This window comes from Ruminococcus flavefaciens (genome assembly GCF_900143025.1).
GTDB lineage: Bacteria > Bacillota > Clostridia > Oscillospirales > Ruminococcaceae > Ruminococcus > Ruminococcus flavefaciens_I.
This window is the reverse complement of record NZ_FRCT01000004.1, coordinates 201874-224241: the sequence shown is the minus strand read 5'-3', so window position 1 is coordinate 224241 and position 22368 is coordinate 201874. Positions and strand designations below refer to the sequence as shown.

Sequence of the window (22368 nt, the reverse complement as noted above, 5' to 3'; positions counted from 1 at the left end):
CCTTTTTTACATATTTACTGCCGCAGTATAGGCAGTAGAAAAAGCAATTTGCAGATTGAATCCCCCTGTGTAAGCGTCAACGTCTATGACTTCCCCTGCGAAGTAAAGACCGCTTACCAGTTTGGACTCCATAGTTTTCGGGGCGATTTCCTTTGTGGATATCCCGCCGCTTGTGATGATAGCTTCATCAATAGGGCGGAACCCCGATATCCTTACGGGAAATGCCTTTATAAGCTCGCCGAGCTTGTGACGCTGCTCTTTTGTTATGCCGTTTATCTTCTGCTCGGGAGCTATTCCCGAAAGTCTTACCATAACGGGTATCAGCTTTGCGGGAAGAAGCTTGCGGATACCGTTCTGGAAGTCGCGGTTGAGATTTTCGGCGAAGTCGCGCTGTATCCTTGCGTCAAGCTGCTCGGGAGACAGTGCGGGCTTCAGGTCAATGAGCAGCCTGTAGCGATTAGGCTGCATATCGCGTATATGTGAGCTTGCGCTCAGTACCAGCGGTCCCGAGACCCCGAAATGCGTGAACAGCATTTCCCCGAGCTCGCTGTATATTTTTTTGTCCTTATCGAAAAGGTTCAGAGTAACATTTCTCAGCGAAAGTCCCATCATCTCCGCGCAGTATTTATCGGGAGAGGTGAGGGGAACAAGGCTGGGTTTCAGTTCTGTCACTGTATGCCCCAGCTCCTGAGCCAGCGTGTAGCCGTCGCCTGTAGAGCCTGTGAGGGGATAGGACTTGCCGCCGCAGGCTATAAGCACTGCCGCCGAGCGGTATTCCTCGCCCCCTGCTTTTACGCCGCAGACTGCGCCGTTTTCCGTGAGTATCTTCGTGACTCGCTTTTGTATGACCTTAACGCCGAGAGTTTTCATTTCCCGTGCCATAGCGTCCGCGATATCGTTAGCATTGTCGCTTACGGGAAAAACTCTGTTTCCGCGTTCGGTTTTCAGCGGTACGCCCAGCTCCTCAAAAAAGCTCATGGTACATTCCGCATCGAAGCTTGCAAAGGAGCTGTACATAAACCGCGGATTTACGGGGATATTCTTCATATGCTCCTCGGTGGAGCTGTTATTGGTCACATTGCAGCGACCCTTTCCCGTTATACGCAGCTTTCTGCCCAGTTTTTCGTTTTTCTCGAAAACTATAACGGACTTTCCGTATCTGGCGGCTGTAACAGCTGCAAAGCAGCCTGCTGCACCTCCGCCTATAATAATGATATCAGTCATTTTTTCCTCTTTTATCAGTTTTGTTGATGAGCCTTTTCAGCCGTGATTTTATGCGGCTGCGCCTTTTTTCCGTTGCAGCTTTATCAATGCTCCATGAGCCGTCATCATAAATAAGCACATCGCCCTCGGCTGCATTTTCGGGGAGCAGGCTGCGTTCTATATTTGTTATGCCGCTGTCTGTTTCAAGAACGGCGATACTGCCTTCAAATCTGTCTATTATAGTCATTCCGCGCTCCTTTCGGGAGTGACAGACAGCTTCTTTCCGTCGGACTCTATGACTACAGTGCCGCAGATATCCGTGCGGTAGATATGGTCTGTATACTCCTTCAGCCGATTTATAGTGCTTTTTGCAGGGTGACCGTAGGGATTTTCCATGCCGCAGGAAATAACAGCTATATCGGGCTGGATCACTCTCAGCAGGTCATAGGTGGAGGAGTAGGCACTTCCGTGGTGACCTGCCTTGTAAACGTTGACGGAGCTGACTTTTTCGGCTTTCAGCATAGCAGCTTCTTCCTCGTATTCGGCATCGCCTGTCAGCAGGAAGGAGTTTTCACCGTGATACAGCATAAAGCTTACGGAGTAATTGTTGATATCCTCCTGATATGTATCATCGGGAGCTATTATCTCAGCCCTTGCATCGCCGATATTTATTATCCTGCCAACCGCCGCTTCAGTGACCGTAGTTTTCCTGTCCTCGCAGGCGTCGAGAAACTTGTCGTAGAATACAGCTGTGGGGAGCTGTTCGTCGGGAATATGGGGGATAATTACCTCGCCAACATCGAAGGTCTCGATGATATGGTGCATACCGCCCATATGGTCTGAGTGTGGGTGAGTAGCTATGATATAATCAAGCTTTCCTATGCCCAGCTTGCGCAGGTACTTTATCACCTTTGACGATACCGCGTCCTCGCCGCAGTCCACGAGCATTGTAGTGCCGTTTGCGGCTATGAATGTGCAGTCGCCCTGTCCAACGTCGATGAAATGGACTTCAAGTATATCCCTTGCAGGGAAGGTGTGAGCAGGCTTTTTCCAGTGGTATCGGCATATGAATATCAGTATGCCGACTATCAGCACAAAGCCAATGAACTTTAATGCTTTTTCTTTCCGTGCGGCGCGTTCTTTTTGCCGTTCTTCTGCCAGTTCCCTGAGGTACTGTTTTTGCTGCGCATTGAGCTTGTATTTCTCTCCTGCTGCTTGGACGAAGCTTTCCGTGTCTTTGAAGTATTTTGCCAGGACTTGTCACCGCCCTTTCGGGGAGTATTTCCCTGTCTGTGAGAGTCTCCCTCGATGAGGCATTTGGGTGACGAGCCAATGAGGTCGCGTCTGCCTGCGGCTTTGAGGGCTTCGAGGACTATCTCTCTGTTCTGAGGGCGGAAGTATTGCAGCAGAGCACGCTGCATAGCCTTTTCCTTAGGTGTTTTCGGTACGTAAACCTTTTCCATTGTATACGGGTCAAGCTCCGTATAGAACATGGCTGTTGAGATAGTACCGGGGGTGGGGTAGAAGTCCTGCACCTGCTCGGGACGTATCTTGTTTTCTTTCAGGAAAACAGCCAAGTCTATAGCTTCGTTGAGAGTGCTTCCCGGGTGTGAGGACATGAGATAGGGGACGAGATACTGCTCCTTTCCCATACCCTTTGTTATTTCGTAGAAACGCTTCTGAAAGCGTTTGTAGGCTTCGATATGGGGCTTGCCCATTTTGTCAAGGACTACCGCCGAGCAGTGCTCGGGAGCGACTTTGAGCTGACCGCTTACATGGTGCATGATAAGCTCGCGCATGAATTCGTCGTCTTTGTCCTCAATGAGGTAATCGTAACGTATGCCCGAGCGGATAAACACCTTTTTCACACCCTTTACCTTGCGTATCTTTCTGAGCATGGAGAGGTATTCCGTGTGGTCAACTTTAAGTGCGGGACATGGTGTTGGAGCAAGGCATTTCTTGCCCATGCACAGTCCCTTTGTTATCTGCTTGTCGCAGGAGGGGCGGCGGAAATCCGCCGTAGGACCGCCTACGTCGTGTATATATCCCTTGAAATCGGGCATCTGAGTAATTCTTTCAGCCTCTTTTAGTACCGATTCAACGCTTCTTACGGTTATGCGTCTGCCCTGATGCAGAGCTATGGAGCAGAAATTGCAGTAGCCAAAGCAGCCGCGGTTATGTGTTATAGAAAAGCGTACCTCCTCGATACCGGGTACACCGCCCAAAGCCTCATAGGAGGGGTGTATTGCACGGGTATAGGGGAGAGAATAAATGTGGTCGAGCTCCTCGGTAGTGAGACTGTAGGCAGGGGGAGTCTGTACCAGCATTTGTTTGCCGTGACGCTGGATTATGGTCTTTCCGTAGACCTCGTCCTGCCAGTCGTACTGTATCTTTACAGCCTTTGCATATTCGGTCTTGCTGTCCCGCACCTGCTCGAAGGAAGGGCACTGAGCCGCGCCTATAGGTGTGTTCACAGGCTCTGTCAGATAGCATATGCCGCGTATATCCGTCATATTATGTATATCCTCACCTGCGGCAAGACGGGGACAAAGCTCCTGTATCTGGTGTTCGCCCATGCCGTACATGAGTATATCAGCTCCGCTGTCCACAAGCACGGAGGGGCGCACAGCGTCGTCCCAGTAGTCGTAGTGGGCAAAACGGCGCAGAGAAGCCTCCAGTCCGCCGATAGCTATGGGGATATCCCCGAAGTATTCGCGGAGTTTCTGACAGTAGACGATAACGGCTCTGTCAGGGCGTTTGCCTGCGACACCGCCTGCGGTGTAAGCGTCATCGGAGCGTTTACGCTTTGCTGCGGTATAATGAGCTACCATAGAGTCTATATTGCCTGCTGTGACCAGAAAGGCGTATTTCGGCGCACCGAAGCGTCGGAAGTCCTTATCCGTGTGCCAGTCGGGCTGTGAGATGATACCTACGGTATAGCCCATATCCTGTATGAGCCTTGTGACTATAGCCGCACCGAAGCTGGGGTGGTCAACGTAGGCATCACCTGTTATGTATATGAAATCGAACTGCTCTATGCCAAGCTCGTCCATTTCTTTTTTAGTTGTAGGAAGAAAGCCTTCGTACATTGTTGTCCCCCTTTTCTTTAACCTCTATTTGTAGGGAACGCCGCCCTCGGTGTTCCGCGCCCTTAACCCCTACGGATCACTGGTTATTATTCGTCCATTCTGCGCAGTCTCCACTCGTCGTACTGCATTTTCGACATGAGTACCTTACGGGGCTTTGCACCCTCGCTTGCACCGATAACTCCGCGTTCTTCAAGCTCGTCCATTATACGTGCAGCTCTTGCGTAGCCGAGCTTCAGCTTACGCTGGAGCATTGATGTTGAGAGCTGACCGGCTTCCACAGCCACTTTTATAGCTGCCTCAACTATGTCCTCATCACTTCCGCTGCCTACAGCCGAACCGCTGTCAGAGCTGCCAGAGCCGCCCTGAGACTGCGGAGTATAGCCCTCAACAGCACCTGTGATAGCAGGATCGTAGGTAACGTCAGCCTGAGCCTTTATGTATCGGACTGTCTCCGCGATATCTTCATTTGACGAGAAGCAGCCCTGTACACGGACAGGCTTGCCTGCGCCTATAGGCATATACAGCATATCGCCATTGCCCAGGAGCTTGTCTGCACCGCCCATATCAATGATAGTACGGGAGTCGGTGACGGATTTTACCGAGAGTGCGATACGGCTCGGTATATTTGCCTTGATAAGACCTGTGATAACGTCTGTGGTAGGACGCTGTGTTGCAACAACAAGGTGCATACCTGCGGCACGTCCCATTTGTGCAAGACGGCAGATGTAGTCCTCAACGTCCTTGCCTGCCACCAGCATCATATCGGCAAGCTCGTCGATGAATACAACTATCTGCGGCATTGGTGAGCGGTCGCCGTCCACCTCTGCAAGCTCGTTGTATGAGCGCAGGTCGTTTGCGCCTGCTTCAGCAAATATATTGTATCTGCGCATCATCTCGTTTACAGCCCAGCACAGCGCACCTGCGGCACGTTTGCAGTCTGTTACGATAGGAATGAGAAGATGCGGTATATTCTCGAATATCTTGAATTCAACTATCTTCGGGTCGATGAGTATGAGCTTTACTTCGTCGGGATTTGCGTTGTAGAGGATACTCATTATAATAGAACGGGTGCAGACGGATTTACCTGAACCCGTAGTACCTGCGATGATAACGTGAGGCATCTTTGCGATATCGCCGACTATGGCATTGCCCGTGATATCCTTGCCGACTGCAAAGGCAAGCTTGCTCTTTGACTCTCTGAATTCGGAGGAGGTGAGTATCTCGCGGAGAGTTACCATATCCTTTGTGGAGTTAGGTATCTCGATGCCTACAGCAGCCTTTCCGGGGATAGGCGCTTCTATACGTACACCCTGAGCAGCAAGGCTGAGGGCGATATCGTCTTCGAGTCCCTTTATCTTCGATACCTTGATACCGGGGCCCGGCTGTATTTCGTAACGTGTGATGGAAGGACCGCGGATAAGGTCCTTTATCCTTACTGTAACGCCGAAGCTTTTGAGCGTGTTCACGATGACCTCTGCCTTTTCACGCATTTCCACCATAGCCTCGGTGCGGTTCGAGCGTACAACAGGGCGTGTGAGAATATCTATCGGCGGAAGTATGTATACAGGCTTTTCTTCTTCGGGCTCGGTCTCCTCCTCGATGACCTCCTCGGTGGGAGCAGGCTTATCGGCAGCCTTGCTTATAAGCTGTTCAAGTCCTTCGTCAGTGGGCTCGGGCTCGGCAGTTTCCTCTATTACAGGAGCTGTCAGATGTACGGGAGGCTTTTCCTCCTCAGCAGGCGGCTCTGGAATAGCTGCTGCCTCTTCCTCGCCGTAGTCGATAAGGTGGTCGGTAGGAAGTGGGATATCGAAAAATCCGTCAGGGAGCCCCTCTACATCGCGCTCGTCCTGTGCAGCCTTTTCCGAGGGCTTGCGTGTGGACTTGCGGCGGTTTGTCATGCTGATAGCTTCAAGGTCTGCGTCAAAGTCTTTTTTCTCCTTGTCGTCGTCAAGGTCGTCGTCACCGAAAGCGTCTACGAATTCGCCGCCGATGAACATATTCTGTATGCCGTTAATGCATTTGCCTATGAATACGAATGGAGTAGCAAGAAGCCGCAGGAAGTCGATGAGGCCGCGTCCCGAAAGGAGCATACCGAAAACGAAGAAAAGTACCAGCGATATGAGCCTTGCGCCAAGCTTGCCGAAAAATCTGAGCAGAGGACCTGCGATGAGCATACTTGCCACGCCGCCGCTTTTCAGGTCGGTACCGTTTTTGTACAGAGATTTCAGCTGATTGAGAAAGCGCTGTTTTTCGGGTATCTCGCCAACAAAAAATATCTGAAAGGCTGCACTTGCAAGGAATATCATTGCTATGCACCATACAGTTCTGCCGCTGATATTTTTTCTTGTCTGCTCTGTGCCAAGCTTTATAGCGGTGTAAATAAGTATAACGGGAATAAGAAAAGCCGCTATGCCGAAGAGTCCCAGCAGGAGATTATGCAGGGCGAGCCAGCCCTTTGTACCTCTCACCAGTACCATGAGAGCGGAAAGTATACCGAGTGCGAAAAGAATTATAGACCACAGCTGATTGCTTTCGTTCTGCGGTGCGGTCTTTTTATTGCTTTTTACGGGCTCTCTTTTGGGAGCCTCGGGCTTTTTCTGAGTCTTTGCCGAAGCCTTTTTTTTAGTCTGTGTCTGTGCCATTTTAGCCTCCGTTTTGTTCTGTAAAATATATGTAGCTGTGCCATTGTATCATATTTTCGGTGCAAAAAAGCGCGTTTCGGCACAGCTGCGGTCAGTCCGCATATCTTTTTTCTGTATTTTCTATCATATCGTACAAACAGTCCATAGCGTCGCCGAGACTTCCGAGACTGTCGATAAGTCCCAGTTCTACGGCTTTTTCACCCTCGATGACGCTTCCTACGTCAAGGACCAGCTCCTGAGTGTTCATCAGCAGAGTACGGAAGTTTCCCTCCGTGATATTGCTGTTTTTCGTAACAAATCTCACTATCCTGTCCTGCATCTTGTCGAAATATGAGAGAGTCTGCGGCACTCCGAGAACGGTGCCGTTCATGCGGACGGGGTGAATGGTCATTGAAGCTGTTGGGACGATAAAGGAGCGTTTTGCGCTTACCGCAAGGGGGACTCCTATGGAATGTCCGCCGCCGACAACAAGGGAAACGGTGGGAGTTTTCATGCCTGAGATAAGCTCTGCGATAGCAAGCCCTGCCTCCACATCTCCGCCGACGGTGTTGAGTATTATGAGCAGTCCCTCAACGCTCCTGTCCTGTTCGACAGCGACGAGAGCAGGGATAATATGCTCGTATTTGGTAGTCTTGTTCTGTTCCGACAGGACATAGTGACCTTCTATCTGTCCGACTACCGAAAGGCAGTGGATAAGGTGCTTTGAATTCCGCGAAACCGACTGTCCGTTCTCGCGGGCAAGCTCAGCCTCGTCAAGAAGCTCCTCCGAAGCGGACTTGTCCTGTGTTTTTTCGTCTGACATTTAATACACCTCCGAGAGCTATTTTGCGCAGCTTTCGGGAGCATATACACTATTATTATATACTTTTGCATTTCAAAAGTCAAGATATGATGTTTAGCCCTTAGACCATAGCCGTGAAGGGACGGAATGACACCGTTAAAACACATGATAGTTGCAAATCGTGCATTATATATTACAAATCAAGCGTAAATTGTAAGTTGTGCATAATAAAATTACACCGCTTTCGTAAAAAACGCATATAAGTTATGATTTTTTACTTTTGAATTGCTGTTTTATTGACTTAAAAAATTGCAAGTGGTATAATAATGTCGAAATATCACTCTTAGTCGAGTGGAAAAGGAGAATATGAGAATGAAAAAACAATTATTGGCTATCGCTCTCGTGGCTATGATGGGTCTTACAGCCTGCGGTGAGTCGGAAAGCTCAAAGAAGGAAAAATCTGACAAGAAGGAAGCAGAAACTACTACTGTTGCTGAGACAACAGAGGAAAAGACAACAGAAACCGAGGAAGAAACTACAACAGAAGCTTCTTCTGAGGAGGAAACGACCACAAGTGCTGCTGCTCCCGAATATGACGAATTCAAGCTCGTTGACGGTCTCGGCGACAAGTATGTTGATTTCGACAACAGAGCCTTTGCTTATGACGGCAAGGTATACAAGCTTGGTGAAGCTACATTACAGGACCTTATCGACGGCGGTATCCCCTTCGATAAGAATGACCTCAACAATATCGACAACAACGTAAACTCAAACTATGAAACAAGCACATACACAGTACAGATAAACGATTATACTTCGCTTCAGTTCCAGTTCATCAATGCTACAGATGAGGGAAAGAAGGAGAAGGAATGTCCTGTTTCATACGTAAGATGGGCAACTATATATACTCCTCATGCTGATTATTCCGAAAGCATCAACAATGAGACTATAGCAAACCTCAACGACTGCGCAAAGCACGTAGGCTTTTCTTTCCCACTTACACTCAAGAAGGACGAGCTTCTTGAGAAGGCTCCCGACGGTGCCGAGGCAGACGATTACGGCAATGTAGAGTATAAGATCAAGTCAGAAAGGTACCTGGGTACAAGCGGATATCGTTTCACATTTGATACGGACTCCGATCAGATGAGATATGTTTCTATCACATGGATGCCCTGAGTAAACATCATATAATGTAAGAGAGCGCGGTGTGGTTATCCCATGCCGCGTTTTTATATATTATAATGTATACCTTTTGTGGAAATTGTTATTTTTTACTTGACAAATCAGTGTGGATATTGTATATTTAAAATGTATAGGTGTGGAATAAACGCGCCTGAAAATAATTAATACGAGAGGGGTATTAAATATGATAATCAAAAAAATAACGGCAGCAGTTTCTGCGCTGGCTATGTCAGCAGGCGTACTTGCTTATATGCCCAACAGCACAGAGGGCGGAAAAGCAGTAGCAGCAGATGCTTCCAAGTACAACTATGCTGAAGCTCTCCAGAAGTCAATGTTCTTCTATGAGGTACAGCAGGCAGGCAAACTCCCTGAGTGGAATGAAGTAGCATGGAAGGCTGATTCCATGGTCGATGAAAGCGGCGAGGAAACAGACGTATGCAAGGGCGGCTGGTACGATGCAGGCGACCACTTCAAGTTTACTCTTACAAATGCTTATACAGCTGCTATACTTGCATGGGGCTACCTTGAATACAAGGACGCTGTAGACAAGCAGGGACTTGGCGAGTTATACCGCAATAACGTACAGTGGGGTCTTGATTACCTCATGCAGTGCGACAGAGGCGACAAGATAATCGGTACTATAGGTGACTTCAAGGGCGGCTCTACAGACCACAACATCTGGTGCAGCTCAGAGGTATACCTCCGCAAGCATCACCTCAACGGCGGTGACTGGAAGCGTCCTTATGATGAAATAGACGACTCCTGTACAATGGCACTTTCCGCAGCAGCTCTTGCTGAGGGATATATCATGTTCAAGGATACTCAGCCTGATAAGGCTAAGGCTTATCTGGATCAGGCAAAGACCTATTTCAAGACTGCCGATAAGATAAGAAATAACGAAAACGGTGCTATGGGAAGTATGTACAATCCTTCCTCATGGGTAGATGACTGTATGTTCGCTGCTATCTGGCTCTACAGAGCTACAGGCGACAAGAGCTACATGGACAAGGTAGAGAGCGATTATATCCCTAAGTTCCCGTTAGAGGATCAGTCAAAGGATCGTAAATTCACATGGGGTCTCTGCTGGGACGATACTTCTCAGGCAGCAGCACTCCTCTATGCACAGGAAACAAAGAGCGAGGAATGGATACAGCACGTTACAGATCACCTCGATTACTGGATAGACGGTGCTAAGGGCAAGAAGGTACAGTATACTCCCGACGGAATGGCTTGGCTGTTCTCATGGGGCTCTGCACGTCACGTAAGTGCTACCTGCTGGCTCGCAAAGCTCGCAAGCGATACTATCTTCAAGGATAACAGCTCGCTTCAGGATAAGTATAACAAGTGGGCAAAGGGGCAGATGGATTACATCTTCGGCGATAACGGTCTGAAGATGAGCTATGTTCTCGGTATGGGCGACAAGCAGCCTACAGCATTCCACCACAGAACTGCTTCAGGTATCCATGATGACCACTGGAACCACCTCGGTCAGGCATCAGGCGGTGCAGAGGGCTGGCAGACAGAGTATGCACATACTCTTTACGGCGCTCTCGTCGGCGGTCCCGATCAGACAGGCAAATACGTAAACGATGTATCAAAGTATGAGTATTCAGAGGTAGCTATCGACTACAACGCAGGCTATACAGCTTGTCTCTGCGCACTTGTTGATGATTACGGCGGAACTACTGACCCTTCATTCCCACCCGATGAAACACCTTCATGGCCTGAGTGGGAGGTAGCAGCAGTTATCAACGGTACACCTGCTGCAAGCTATACAGAGCTCAAGGTATGGGCAATGAACCACACAGCTTGGCCTGCAAGAGTTGCAAAGGACGTTGAGTACAGATACTTCTTCGACGTATCCGAAGTTATCGAAAACGGTCTCTCTGTTGATGATATCAAGGTAGAGGGCAAGTCACAGCAGTATAAGGAAGGCGAGCAGGGCTATGCAACTGTTTCAGGTCCTTATAAGTACGAAAAGGATACAACAGGCAATACCTACTATGCACTCATCAAGTTCGAGGACGGCAGAGCTATCCAGCCTACAGGTCAGAGCGAGCACAGAGATGAGGTGCAGTTCAGAATTTCTATCCCTGATGCAATAGACGGCAAGTCTACAGCAGGCGCATGGGACGCTACAAACGACTGGTCATACCTCGGCGGCCTTGCAAAGGCTTCAGACCTCAAGAAGGCTGACTCTCTCAACGAGCATATGCCTATGTATGTAAACGGCGAGCTTGTATGGGGCGAAGAGCCTGACGGAACAAAGTTCGTTGCAAAGCCATGTACAAAGAAGAGCAATGGGAGTACTCCAACAACCACAACTACAACAACAGGAAAAACAACCACAACAACCACAACAACAGCAACAACAACAGTCACAACTGTCGTTACAACAACAGAAGAAACTGAAGGTCCAGCTGTTACAAAGTGGGGAGATGCTAACTGTGACGGCGAGGTGGATTTTGGAGACATCGTTCTCGTAATGCAGAGCCTTGCAAATCCGAATAAATACGGCGTAAACGGTACAGATGACCACCATATCACAGCACAGGGAATCGCTAATGCAGACGTTTACGACAACGGCTCAAAGCTCACTACAAATGATGCTCAGACACTCCAGAAATACCTGCTTCATATCATTACAGAGCTTCCTGAGAAAAAATAATAATTAATTCACAAAATAGAAATAAGAGGGAAATCTTTCCCTCTTATTTTTTTTACCTTTTTGTTCATGTTGTACAGAATTTTAAAACTCCCATTAGTCGATTGCACGAATTTCAAGAAAACTATTTACTTTTTTTTTTCGATATAATATAATATGATTGATGAGTCGGATAAGTGCAGAGTCCGACAGGACGTAAAGGCTCATTGCTCGAATTTACGGTATATATACGATGTGTTTGCACTGACACCTCGTTATAAACTATATTCTTAAATATTCAGGGAGGGTATTCAAATGCACAAGAAAACTAAAAAGCTTCTTGCCAGCGTTATGGCTATGGCTACAATTGCACCTGCTGCAGTAGCTACAATTGCTCCTATGACAGCTTCTGCTGGTCTCGTAGTTGGTGAGAGTACATTCGATCACAAGGCTCTGCCTTGGCACACTTGTGAGTCATCACCTGCTAAGCAGAACTTTGAGCTTACAAAGGATGGCACATTCCACGTTATGATCAAGGTACCGGAGGGTGCTGATCACGAGAAGTGGGATCTTCAGTTCAGACACAGAAACCTCGCATTCAAGGCTGGCCACGAGTACAAGGTAAGCTTTAAGGTAAAGGCTAAGAGAGCTGGCATGGAGCTTTGCTCAAAGATCGGTGACATCTCAGGTAACGAAGAGTACTTCGAGCTCGATGGCGGTTCTAATGATATGCACATGGGTCCTCACATGGGCGGTCAGTGGCCACAGGCAGCTGTTAAGCTTACAACTGACTGGCAGACATTTGAGGGTACATTCAAGCCTACAGAGGATCTCGAGGCTGCTGAGTGGTGCTTCCACTATGCAAAGGGTACTAAGTACCAGGGCAACGCTGAAGCAAACGATGAGATCTGGTTCGATGACATGGTTATCGACTGTGTAACCTGCGGTGACAAGGCTCCCGGCGAGGGTTGCTGTAATGCTGATCCTGACGAAGGATACGGCGCAACAAACCGTGATTACTCAGCTAAGTTCGACAGCAAGATGAAGGAAGACGGCGAGCTCGTTAACTTCATTTCCGTAAACCAGATCGGTTACTTCACAAACTTCGCAAAGACAGCTACACTGGGCGATAACAAGGGTGATATCCTCCACGGTGCATCTACTATCGACCTTTCAGGCACATATACATGGGAACTCGTTGACGCTAAGTCAGGCACTGTTGTAGAGACAGGTGAGACAGGTTCAGCTATGAAGGATGCTGATTCTGCTGATACAGTTTGCAAGATCGACTTCTCAAAGGCTACTACAGCTGGCAGATACTATCTCCGCATCAAGGGCAAGAACTGGAGATCAATGGAATTCAATATCGGTGATGACATCTACACAGACAAGTCACACGATATGCTCAAGAATGCTCTTAACTACTTCTATCAGAACCGTTCAGGTATCGATATAGATGCTAAGTACATCACATCAGGTGATACAAAGACTCTTGCTCACGAGGGCGGTCATAAGACAGATAAGGCTTACGTTCAGAAGATCTGGAAGAACGAGTATCTTGAGAACACAGAAGCTACATCTACATACGCTTCATCTACAATCACAGCTAACAAGGGCTGGTACGATGCTGGTGACCACGGTAAGTACGTTGTTAACGGCGGTATCTCAATCTGGACTCTCCTCAACATGTATGAGAGAGCTACATTCAACGAGAAGACAGCTGCTAAGTTCGCTGACGGTTCAGGCACAGTAAATATCCCTGAGAGCGGCGACTCAAAGAAGATTCCTGATATCATTGATGAGTGTCTCTACGAGCTCGAATTCATGACAGCTATGAAGGTTGACAGCTCAGAGCCTACATGGGGCAAGTATGCAGGAATGGTTTACCACAAGCTCCACGACCACAAGTGGACAGGACTTGCTACAAGACCTTGGGACTACTCAGGTGAGAAGCTTGAGGACGGTTCAAAGGGCTGGAATACAGAGCGTATCGTTAAGCCACCAACGTTTGCTGCTACACTGAACTATTCAGCTTGTTCAGCTCAGATGGCAAGACTTATCAAGCCTTATGACGAAGAGAAGTCTGCATTCTACCTCAAGGAAGCTATCGCTGCTTATGAGGCTGCTGAGAAGAACTACTATCCTGCTGATTCTGACGAAGAGCACAACGAGAAGTCTCTCTATGCTCCTATGCTTCAGGCTAAGGGCGGTGGTCCTTACGGTGATAACGAGGTTAAGGACGACTTCTACTGGGCAGCTTGCGAGATCTTCACATCTGCTAAGATTCTCGGCGATTCTGCTGCTGATACATATCTCACAAAGCTTTCTGATTATACAAATGCATTCAAGGTTCCTGTAAGAATTACAGGCGGTGAGAACAAGGACGGTTCATTCACAGCTCTTAACTGGGGTAATACAAATGCTGCTGGTTCACTCTCACTTCTTCTCCACCCGGAGATCCTTACAGATGAGCAGTACAGCACACTTAAGAAATCTGTTCTTGCAACTGCTGATGAGTACATCAAGGAAGAAGAAAAACAGGGTTATGGTATCCCATACAAGTATGACGGTAACGGATACACAGATGAGAACAACCTCGACCCAGATATCGTTATCTACGGTTATGAGTGGGGTTCAAACTCAATGGTTATCAACAACCTCATGGTTATGTCTTATGCTTATGACCTTTCAGGTCAGGACGCTAAGTACATGAACGGTGTACTTACAGGTATGAACTACCTCCTCGGCTGTAACCCACTTTCATTCTCATATGTAACTGGTTACGGTACATACATGGAGAAGAATCCTCACCACAGATACTGGTCACACGAGCTCGATAAGACTCTGCCTATGGCTCCTGACGGAGTTCTCTCAGGCGGTCCTAACGCTGGTCTCCAGGATCCATATGTACGTGCTCTCGGATTCGTTCCTGGTAAGAAGGACAACCCGTCACAGAGATGCTTCGTTGACTCTATCGAAGCTTGGTCAACTAACGAGGTTACAATCAACTGGAATGCTCCTCTTGCTTGGATCGTTGAGTTCCTCCAGGATAAGGAAGCAACATATTCTTACGTTGGTGATCCTGTACCTCCTACAACAACAACTACAGTTACACAGCCTGTTGTTACAACAACAGTTACTAACCCAATTGTAACTCCTGGCGCAACAGTTTGGGGCGACGCTAACTGCGACGGCGAAGTAGATATGGGCGATATCGTTCTTATCATGCAGAGCCTTGCTAACCCGAACAAGTACGGTGAGGGCGGTTCAGACAAGTCTGCTATCACTGCACAGGGTAAGGCTAACGCTGACGTTGATATATCAAGCAAGGGCATCACAACTCAGGACGCAGTTCGTATTCAGAACTTCCTCCTCAACAAGATCTCTTCACTTGATCCTACTAAGTAATTAGTAATCACGAAGCTTATGCTTCTATTAAAACCGAGCGGTTTATTCCGCTCGGTTTTTTGTATATCTGCCTATTGAAAATGTGACAGAAAAGTGATATAATAAATTTATGAAGATAGAAAAAGACAATGTCACTGCATGACCATTATTTATTGGTTTGACACTATGCTTTTTAGTGTGCGTATTATGTATGACAGGGGGGACTTTTCTGGCGAACATTCTTGATTACCTCGACTGGCGGGGAGATGTTTCGTTTTCAGCCGACCCGTTCAATGAAATAGACGGATTGGTATTATCGCAGTTCTGTTATGTACCTCTGGAAGGTGTGGTTTCCGAGAGCTTTTCGGAGACTATTACTATTCCCGAGGCGTATAAAATATACGATCCCGAAAAAATTGATAAAAAGCTTAGAATAATAACGTTTGAGCAGGATAATATGCTGTTCAGAAAGCTTGCTGAGTCAAGACGCTACCGCGGTACGCTTTTGTGCGGATATGTCAGCATGGTGGAACATTCTGCTGATCTGCAATTTTCCGCGCTGACCTACAGACTTCCCGACGGAAGCGATTTTATAGCATTCCGCGGCACTGACGGTACGGTTGTAGGCTGGAAAGAGGACTTTAATCTCAGCTTTATGCAGCAGACCTCGGGACAGCAGCAGGCAGTCTGTTATGTTGACAAGGCTTATTCGGGAGCAGATGTGGTACGCCTCGGCGGTCACTCGAAGGGCGGCAATTTTGCTATATACAGTTCAATGTTCTGCGAGGAGAATATCCGCCGCTGCATAAAGGATATCTATTCCTATGACGGTCCCGGATTCAGGGACGAGATCATCGATTCAGATGCATATAAGATGATGCTGCCGTTCATCAGGTGCTATATACCGCAGGTCTCGATAGTGGGTATGCTTCTCGGAAGCAGCAGCGAGCCGAAGATCGTAAAGAATTCGGCTATCGGACTGGGACAGCATTTTTCCTACAGCTGGGAGCTGCGCCGCAATCGCTTTGTGCTGAAGGATAAGCTGAAAAAGTCGGGAGATGTTATAAACAAGGCTATTTCGGGACTTCTTGACGAATTCAGCGACACCGAGAGACAGATATTCACGGATTCGTTGTTTGAGGTGTTGAATTCCACAGATAAGGATACTCTGAAGGAGATAAACAAGCTTCGGCTTTATCCTGCGCTCATCAAGGCGTATTCAAAACTGAGACCCGAACAGCAGGCGATAATGAAGGGCGCGATCAAAAAGATAGCCAAGGACGGAACGGGTGCGATATTCAAACCACAATAACAAAAAGGCTTCACAGTAATGTGAAGCCTTTAATATTAGCTATTTATCGATCAAACACCGTACTTAGCTGTAGCAACCGGAACACCGGGGCCCATTGTTGAAGTAACTGTGCAGCTCTTGAGGTAAGTACCCTTAGCAGCAGCAGGCTTTGCCTTAACAACAGCTTCCATAAGTGTGTTGAAGTTCTCTTCGAGCTTAGCAGCACCGAATGAAGCCTTACCGATAGGACAGTGAATGATGTTTGTCTTATCAAGACGATACTCGATCTTACCAGCCTTAGCCTCTGTAACAGCCTTTGCAACGTCAGGAGTTACAGTACCAGCCTTTGGGTTTGGCATAAGACCACGAGGTCCGAGAACCTTACCAAGACGACCAACAAGACCCATCATGTCAGGTGAAGCGATAACAACGTCGAAGTCCATCCAGTTTTCCTTCATGATCTTATCTACGAGATCCTGACCGCCAACGAACTCTGCGCCTGCGCCCTGAGCAGCCTCATACTTGTCTTCCTTGCAGAATACGCATACACGAACAGTCTTACCTGTACCGTTAGGGAGAACAACTGCACCTCTAACCTGCTGGTCAGCGTGTCTTGAGTCAACACCAAGACGGATGTGTGCTTCTATAGTTTCATCAAACTTAGCCTTTGCATTCTTGCAAACTAAGTCAAGAGCCTCTGAGGACTCATACTGCTTTGCATAATCAACAGCCTTTGCGCTGTCAACATATTTCTTGCCGTGTTTCATTATATTTCCTCCTATTTAAGTGGTAATACCGGGTGCTTATAGCATACCCGATTAGCGGAATTTTCCTCCCACCAATAGAACTCTGAACGGGAATATATTCCCACTTCATCATTCAAAAAATTGATTAGTCAACAACTACAACGCCCATTGAACGAGCTGTACCAGCGATCATGCTCATAGCTGCTTCGAGTGAACCTGCGTTGAGGTCAGGCATCTTTGTCTCAGCTATCTTCTGAACCTGTTCCTTTGTGATGTTAGCGACCTTAGTCTTATTAGGTACTCCTGAACCGCTGTTGATGTTGCAAGCCTTCTTGATGAGGACTGCTGCGGGTGGAGTCTTAGTGATGAACGAGAATGAACGGTCTGCGTAAACAGTGATAACAACAGGAATGATCATTCCGATGTCGTTCTTTGTTCTCTCGTTGAATTCCTTTGTGAATGCCATGATATTAACACCGTGCTGACCGAGTGCCGGACCAACAGGTGGTGCAGGAGTAGCCTTTCCTGCTGCGATCTGAAGCTTAATGTAGCCAACTACTTTCTGTGCCATGTATTCGCACCTCCATAAATGTGGTAAATGGCGAGGCAAGAATTATTTTACCTCTCCCACTGAACCCATACTGCGGGTTCTTTTTGACCTGAATTAATCCTCCACTAATACGACCTGGCTTATAGGCAGGGTAGTGGGGGTCTCACGACCGAACATAGATACAAGAAGGTCTACAGAACGGTCTTCAAGATTGATATTCTGAACAACACCGATAAATCCGTCCATAGCGGTACCTGAGATACGGACATTGTCACCGACCTTGAAGTTTACAGTAACTGAAGAAACCTCTAAGCCAAAGAGCTTTTCAACTTCCTCTTCTGAAAGGGGAGTAGGCTCTGAAGCAGGTCCGACGAAGCCTGTACAGCCTCTGGTATTACGAACGACATACCATGAATCATCATTCATTATCATCTTGACGAGAACGTAACCCGGATAGGTCTTACGCTCTACTTCTTTGGTTTTTCCATCTGTGATCTCAGTTGCTCTTTCAGTAGGAACTCTGACCTCTTGGATAAGTTCATGAAGCTTACGGTTTTCGACAACCTTTTCAATATTCTGAGCTACCTTATTCTCATAGCCTGAATATGTGTGGATAACATACCACTTAGCTGCTTCTGACATAATACTCCTCCTGATCTCCTCTGAATTAGTGAGCGTTATAGATCAAACGCATCAAGAACATAAAAAGCTGATCTATTGCGCCTACGAAAACTGCTGATGCAACAATAACACTTACAACGACTGATGTGTTAGTTACGACAGTTTCCTTTGATGGCCAAACCACTTTTTTGAATTCGACTTTGAGGTCCTTGAACCATTTGCGGATCTTTCCGCCTTCTTTTTTCTCGGACTTCTTCTCCGAAGTTGTATTCTTAGCCATAAAAATACCCCTTCCGATTACTTTGTTTCCTTGTGAAGAGTATGCTTTCTGCAGAACTTGCAATGCTTCATCATTTCAATTCTGTCAGGGTCGTTCTTCTTGTTTTTCTTGGAAACATAGTTGCGCTGCTTGCACTCTGTACAAGCTAAAGTAACCTTTACTCTCATATCGGCACCTCCTGAATTAGTACTTCCTTTGTTACCAAAGGTAGGTTGTTTGCCTCCCTCGCACGGGGACAAAAAAATAAACCCCCAACGAGGTACTAATATTGTAACATATAAAATCCCAAATGTCAAGCCTTTTTTGCAATTTTTCTGCAATAAAAGCCTTTAGCCCCTTGCCGTTAGCCCTTAGCCTGTAGGGGCGGATATTATCCGCACGAAAGTTGAGAGTTAAGAGTTGAGAATTGAGAGTTAAAAGTTAAGGTGTCTGCTGTGCAGACGGATTAAAATGTAGGGGCTGCCTTTGGCAGTCTGCTATTTCAGAATGACCTCAATGACCATATGTAAGGGCGATATCTACATCGCTCGTGTTTACGCTGGTGACTGTAAGTATTGACTTTTACCCCTCAAACGCTTATAATATAATATGTACGCAATAACCGCCTTTAGGCGGTTATTGCCCTGAACTTTGTTCAGGGAGCACAAATTCCATTTAAAATATGTGATTGCGCTGCAAATGTATAATAATAGTATAAAATAAGCGGCAGGGGAGATGATGACTATTTCGGACAATATCACTATATCAGTAATAGTGCCTGCACATAACGAAGAAAAGTATGTGGAAAGGTGCATAGACTCGGTAAATCGGGCAGCAGCCCGTGTCAGATGCGGAGTCGAAACAATAATCGTCTGCAACAGGTGTACAGACCGCACCGCCGAGCTTGCACTTGCAAAGGGCGCACGGGTAGTTGCCGACGAGAGCAGATGTATAGCCACAGTCCGAAATGCAGGCATCGCCGCAGCACGGGGAAAGGTCATAGTTACTATTGACTGTGACAACCGAATGACCGAGGACACATTGAGAGAGATACTGGGTATGCTTAACAGCGGCAAGTACATAGGCGGCGGAGCTCCTCTGCGTTTCGAGAGATATTCGGCTGCACTTTGGCTCAATGACCTTATGTGCCGTGCAGGCTTTAAGCTTACGGGACTTTACTGCGGTATATTCTGGGCGAGAAAGTCTGATTTTGATGCTATCGGCGGATTTGTTGAGAAGAAAGCAGGCGAGGACATCGCCACAGCAAAGGCACTGAGAGCCTATGGCAGAAAAAAGGGAAAGAAGTACGGCTGTCTCAGGAAAAATCATCTTATCAATTCCACGAGAAAGTACGATGATATGGGTGACTGGCTGTATTTCAAGCTCATTTTCAAAAATGCAGGAGCACTTATCAAGGCTGCATTTGGCGACCGCACCGGCTATGACAGATTAATGGACGAAATGTTCTATGATTATAATAAATAGTTTTGCTATGCAGAATTATTTAGTCCTTAGCCCTCGCCGATCATGGGGACTGACGGTAAACGGCTAATTTCGGAGGTATATATGAAGTTAAAAAGATGCATATCGGCTGCGCTTTCTGCTGTGATAATAGCAGGAGCGTTTCCGAGCGTTGATATATTCACAGGAAGTGCAGGAGGAACACAGGCTTCCGAGTTTACGATTGCCACATCAGCAGGTATTACTTATCATAAGTATTCAGACCACGTTGAACTGAGCAATGCGGCAGTTTCGGGAGATATAAGCGTACCCTCGCAGATAGCGGGTATTCCCGTTACGATAATTGGTGACAATGCCTTTGCAGGCAGAGAGGTCACATCGGTATCGCTTCCCGAAAGTGTTGCGGAGATAGGAAAGTATGCTTTCAAGGACTGCCGAAAGCTTGAGAAGATAGTGATAAACAATAAGAACTGCACTGTTTTCGACAGCGGCGATACTATATGCAACTCAGCAGGCAGCGGAAGTACAGCCGCAGTATACAGCGGAAAGATAGTCGGCTATGATAATTCTCCTGCTGCCGTGTATGCAGCCGGGTATAAATATCGTTTTGAGTCGTTGTCTGCATCATCGGCAGTGACTACCTCAACAGCGTCAAAGACAACAACTACCACTACTACTTCAAAAACAACATCTTCTACCTCAAAGCCGACAACTACAACATCAAAAACTACGACAACTACTTCAACTACCACAACATCGACTACAACAACTACTACTCGTACAGCTGTGCAGGGAAAGCCCGTATTCAAGCTTAGTCATACCGAGGTATGTAAAAGTATGGCGCCGAACCGTAAGGAACAGCTGACGATAACAGTCGAAGGTGCGGAAAATCTTTACAGCGAGACCGTGCTCTATGTTTATTTCGACAGCAGGCTTAAAATAGGTGAAGCCACGGCAGGTCAGGCTATCAGTCAGCTCACATGGGGACAGGCTTTAGGCGATACCAAGGACTTTATAGTACTTACCACAGGCGGAGCTGCCGATACAGGCAAGGACGGACTTATGTGGACTGTAGATGTTACTCTCCCTGCGGATTGTAAGGTGGGGGATATCTTCACATATGAGATAGGAAAGTCCAAATACGGAAAGATACAGCCGCTTTTCACCAACTTTGCCAACGACGACAAAGGCAAGGCTATGACCAAGTATGCATTCAGTGAAGGACTTGACAAGGGCGAAATAAAGATAATAGAGGATCCGCCGTATGAAATGGGCGATATCAATAATGATAAGCTTGTGGACTCCGTTGACGCTTCAATGCTGTTAAAGGAATATGCGACTGTATCAATTGGCAAGACATCTACATTCAAAGATGCACGACAGGCTATCGCGGCAGATGTGAATAATGACGGCAAGGCAGATGCAGTAGACGCTTCTGCAATACTTGCCTTCTATGCGTTCAATTCGAGTTCTGATAAGAAAGCCGACTTCGCCGAGTTTATGAAAACAAGAAATAAAGCACAGTGATAACAGTCGTGCTTGCATAAGAGTATATGCGTAATTATCGGGGAAAAACCTTTCTGAGGAAAGGTTCTTTCCCCGAACCCCTTTTCCAAAGACTTTTAGCTGATTTTTTCTCAGATAGGGCACATCTTATATTAATAGCGGGATTTTTTTATTTTCGGAGTGCCCTATCTGAGAAAAAATAAAACCAGAAGTTTTAGGAGAGGAGTTTGAGGAGAGACCCTTTTTCAAAAGGGTCCTCCTCAATAGTTTCGCAAATATCCTATATAAGCATAACTGTCATCACTGTGCCTTTTTTACTGTTTTGCAGCAGCAGGCGCAGTGGACAGAAGCTGCACCGCTGTTTTTTATAACGGCAGTAAGCTCGCGGAGAGTGCTGCCTGTTGTGCAGATATCGTCAACTAAAAGGACTCGTTTCCCTTCGAGCTTTTTGCTGTCAGCTGTAAAAGCGTTTTTCAGATTAAGCGTCCTTTTAAGGCGGTCAAGCTCCTTCTGCGCACGGGTGTGACGAGCCTTGAAAACTGCCTTTTCCTCGACAGGGATATTCAGTCTGCGACCTATTTCTCGTGCAATTAGCAAAGACTGATTGAAGCCGCGCTTTCGCTTATCCTTTTTGTGCAGCGGAGCAGGAACGATAACGTCTATATTATCGGTCACTCCCTCAGACCTTAGCTTCTCTGCAAGGGCTGAACCGAAAGCATAGTCCGCATTGCCGCCGATGCCGTTTTTCAGCAGGAATATGGCAGGCTTTGCGGTGTCGTCGTATTCAAATACAGCCGTAAAGCTCTCAGCACCCTCTATGCTGAAATTCCCTTCGTACATTTTCAGCTTCTCGGAGCAGGCATTGCAGAACTTGTCCATAGAGCCAATGAGCTCTCCGCATACATGGCATCTTGTAGGGAAGAACAGATGCAGCAGCATTCTTTTCGTTTCAAATCTCATATTATCACCTAAATCAAAAGCTCCGTAACAACGGAGCTTTTATCTT

Annotated in this window: 18 protein-coding genes; 6 read left to right on the top strand and 12 right to left on the bottom strand. The window is 47.1% G+C overall.

Annotated features, from left to right (window positions below; all coding sequences use genetic code 11):
* Positions 1–6: 6 nt before the first annotated feature.
* The 6 genes from BUB28_RS06155 to BUB28_RS06130 form a co-directional block, all read right to left on the bottom strand.
* Entirely contained in the window at positions 7–1224 is a 1218-nt protein-coding gene (locus BUB28_RS06155) for a BaiN/RdsA family NAD(P)/FAD-dependent oxidoreductase (RefSeq protein WP_072949852.1), read from the bottom strand.
* The gene (locus BUB28_RS06150) at positions 1217–1450 is read right to left on the bottom strand and encodes a DUF3006 domain-containing protein (protein WP_072949851.1); all 234 of its coding nucleotides are present in this window, start codon (positions 1448–1450) and stop codon (positions 1217–1219) included. Before BUB28_RS06150 ends, BUB28_RS06155 begins: the two co-directional genes overlap by 8 nt.
* Positions 1447–2298: a ComEC/Rec2 family competence protein gene (locus BUB28_RS06145; RefSeq protein WP_072949849.1), complete on the bottom strand. Its 852-nt coding sequence runs from the start codon at positions 2296–2298 to the stop codon at positions 1447–1449. Before BUB28_RS06145 ends, BUB28_RS06150 begins: the two co-directional genes overlap by 4 nt.
* 14 nt (positions 2299–2312) lie before the next feature.
* On the bottom strand, positions 2313–4292 hold the full coding sequence (locus BUB28_RS06140) for a YgiQ family radical SAM protein (RefSeq protein ID WP_072949847.1): 1980 nt from the start codon (positions 4290–4292) through the stop codon (positions 2313–2315).
* Positions 4293–4378: 86 nt separating this feature from the next.
* Positions 4379–6934 (bottom strand): FtsK/SpoIIIE family DNA translocase, encoded by a 2556-nt coding sequence (locus BUB28_RS06135; RefSeq protein ID WP_072949845.1) that lies wholly within the window; start codon positions 6932–6934, stop codon positions 4379–4381.
* 91 nt (positions 6935–7025) lie between these two features.
* A complete protein-coding gene (locus tag BUB28_RS06130) occupies positions 7026–7736 on the bottom strand; it encodes a ClpP family protease (protein WP_072949843.1) in 711 nt (236 codons plus the stop codon).
* Positions 7737–8087: 351 nt separating this feature from the next.
* On the opposite strand from BUB28_RS06130, the gene BUB28_RS06125 reads away from it, so the two are divergent.
* From BUB28_RS06125 to BUB28_RS06110, 4 genes are all read left to right on the top strand, one after another.
* Positions 8088–8891, top strand: a complete 804-nt coding sequence (locus BUB28_RS06125) for a hypothetical protein (RefSeq protein WP_081373405.1) — start codon at positions 8088–8090, stop codon at positions 8889–8891.
* Positions 8892–9081: 190 nt separating this feature from the next.
* The gene (locus tag BUB28_RS06120; protein WP_072949839.1) at positions 9082–11565 is read left to right on the top strand and encodes a glycoside hydrolase family 9 protein; all 2484 of its coding nucleotides are present in this window, start codon (positions 9082–9084) and stop codon (positions 11563–11565) included.
* Between the two features lie 291 nt (positions 11566–11856).
* Complete coding sequence (locus BUB28_RS06115) at positions 11857–14949, top strand: glycoside hydrolase family 9 protein (protein WP_072949837.1); 3093 nt, start codon at positions 11857–11859, stop codon at positions 14947–14949.
* Between the two features lie 190 nt (positions 14950–15139).
* The gene (locus BUB28_RS06110) at positions 15140–16240 is read left to right on the top strand and encodes an Mbeg1-like protein (RefSeq protein WP_081373404.1); all 1101 of its coding nucleotides are present in this window, start codon (positions 15140–15142) and stop codon (positions 16238–16240) included.
* A 50-nt stretch (positions 16241–16290) separates the two neighbouring features.
* Here BUB28_RS06110 and rplA read toward each other — a convergent pair whose 3' ends face one another.
* The 5 genes from rplA to rpmG form a co-directional block, all read right to left on the bottom strand.
* A complete protein-coding gene (rplA, locus tag BUB28_RS06105) occupies positions 16291–16986 on the bottom strand; it encodes a 50S ribosomal protein L1 (protein WP_072949835.1) in 696 nt (231 codons plus the stop codon).
* A 124-nt stretch (positions 16987–17110) separates the two neighbouring features.
* Positions 17111–17536, bottom strand: a complete 426-nt coding sequence (gene rplK, locus BUB28_RS06100; RefSeq protein WP_019680811.1) for a 50S ribosomal protein L11 — start codon at positions 17534–17536, stop codon at positions 17111–17113.
* 93 nt (positions 17537–17629) lie between these two features.
* The gene (gene nusG, locus BUB28_RS06095; RefSeq protein ID WP_072949833.1) at positions 17630–18157 is read right to left on the bottom strand and encodes a transcription termination/antitermination protein NusG; all 528 of its coding nucleotides are present in this window, start codon (positions 18155–18157) and stop codon (positions 17630–17632) included.
* Positions 18158–18182: 25 nt separating this feature from the next.
* A complete protein-coding gene (gene secE / locus BUB28_RS06090; protein WP_072949830.1) occupies positions 18183–18416 on the bottom strand; it encodes a preprotein translocase subunit SecE in 234 nt (77 codons plus the stop codon).
* 17 nt (positions 18417–18433) lie between these two features.
* Entirely contained in the window at positions 18434–18583 is a 150-nt protein-coding gene (gene rpmG / locus BUB28_RS06085; RefSeq protein ID WP_009984160.1) for a 50S ribosomal protein L33, read from the bottom strand.
* Between the two features lie 547 nt (positions 18584–19130).
* On the opposite strand from rpmG, the gene BUB28_RS06080 reads away from it, so the two are divergent.
* Both BUB28_RS06080 and BUB28_RS06075 read left to right on the top strand, forming a co-directional pair.
* Positions 19131–19880, top strand: a complete 750-nt coding sequence (locus BUB28_RS06080; RefSeq protein ID WP_242939945.1) for a glycosyltransferase family 2 protein — start codon at positions 19131–19133, stop codon at positions 19878–19880.
* 81 nt (positions 19881–19961) lie between these two features.
* The gene (locus BUB28_RS06075; protein WP_072949826.1) at positions 19962–21383 is read left to right on the top strand and encodes a leucine-rich repeat protein; all 1422 of its coding nucleotides are present in this window, start codon (positions 19962–19964) and stop codon (positions 21381–21383) included.
* Positions 21384–21662: 279 nt separating this feature from the next.
* On the opposite strand, the gene BUB28_RS06070 is transcribed toward BUB28_RS06075, so the two are convergent.
* Positions 21663–22322 carry a ComF family protein gene (locus tag BUB28_RS06070; RefSeq protein WP_072949824.1) on the bottom strand — a complete coding sequence of 220 codons (660 nt, stop codon included), beginning with the start codon at positions 22320–22322 and terminating at the stop codon, positions 21663–21665.
* Positions 22323–22368: the final 46 nt, after the last annotated feature.

What these genes read in the sequence shown, in the direction of transcription:
- BUB28_RS06110 (WP_081373404.1), top strand. Translation starts at nt 15,140, where the DNA reads ATGACAGGGGGGACTTTTCTGGCGAACATTCTTGATTACCTCGACTGG.
- nusG (WP_072949833.1), bottom strand. Translation starts at nt 18,157, where the DNA reads ATGTCAGAAGCAGCTAAGTGGTATGTTATCCACACATATTCAGGCTAT.
- BUB28_RS06070 (WP_072949824.1), bottom strand. Translation starts at nt 22,322, where the DNA reads ATGAGATTTGAAACGAAAAGAATGCTGCTGCATCTGTTCTTCCCTACA.
- BUB28_RS06130 (WP_072949843.1), bottom strand. Translation starts at nt 7,736, where the DNA reads ATGTCAGACGAAAAAACACAGGACAAGTCCGCTTCGGAGGAGCTTCTT.
- BUB28_RS06135 (WP_072949845.1), bottom strand. Translation starts at nt 6,934, where the DNA reads ATGGCACAGACACAGACTAAAAAAAAGGCTTCGGCAAAGACTCAGAAA.
- BUB28_RS06115 (WP_072949837.1), top strand. Translation starts at nt 11,857, where the DNA reads ATGCACAAGAAAACTAAAAAGCTTCTTGCCAGCGTTATGGCTATGGCT.
- BUB28_RS06125 (WP_081373405.1), top strand. Translation starts at nt 8,088, where the DNA reads ATGAAAAAACAATTATTGGCTATCGCTCTCGTGGCTATGATGGGTCTT.
- BUB28_RS06140 (WP_072949847.1), bottom strand. Translation starts at nt 4,292, where the DNA reads ATGTACGAAGGCTTTCTTCCTACAACTAAAAAAGAAATGGACGAGCTT.
- BUB28_RS06150 (WP_072949851.1), bottom strand. Translation starts at nt 1,450, where the DNA reads ATGACTATAATAGACAGATTTGAAGGCAGTATCGCCGTTCTTGAAACA.
- rpmG (WP_009984160.1), bottom strand. Translation starts at nt 18,583, where the DNA reads ATGAGAGTAAAGGTTACTTTAGCTTGTACAGAGTGCAAGCAGCGCAAC.
- rplA (WP_072949835.1), bottom strand. Translation starts at nt 16,986, where the DNA reads ATGAAACACGGCAAGAAATATGTTGACAGCGCAAAGGCTGTTGATTAT.
- BUB28_RS06120 (WP_072949839.1), top strand. Translation starts at nt 9,082, where the DNA reads ATGATAATCAAAAAAATAACGGCAGCAGTTTCTGCGCTGGCTATGTCA.
- secE (WP_072949830.1), bottom strand. Translation starts at nt 18,416, where the DNA reads ATGGCTAAGAATACAACTTCGGAGAAGAAGTCCGAGAAAAAAGAAGGC.
- BUB28_RS06080 (WP_242939945.1), top strand. Translation starts at nt 19,131, where the DNA reads ATGATGACTATTTCGGACAATATCACTATATCAGTAATAGTGCCTGCA.
- rplK (WP_019680811.1), bottom strand. Translation starts at nt 17,536, where the DNA reads ATGGCACAGAAAGTAGTTGGCTACATTAAGCTTCAGATCGCAGCAGGA.
- BUB28_RS06075 (WP_072949826.1), top strand. Translation starts at nt 19,962, where the DNA reads ATGAAGTTAAAAAGATGCATATCGGCTGCGCTTTCTGCTGTGATAATA.
- BUB28_RS06155 (WP_072949852.1), bottom strand. Translation starts at nt 1,224, where the DNA reads ATGACTGATATCATTATTATAGGCGGAGGTGCAGCAGGCTGCTTTGCA.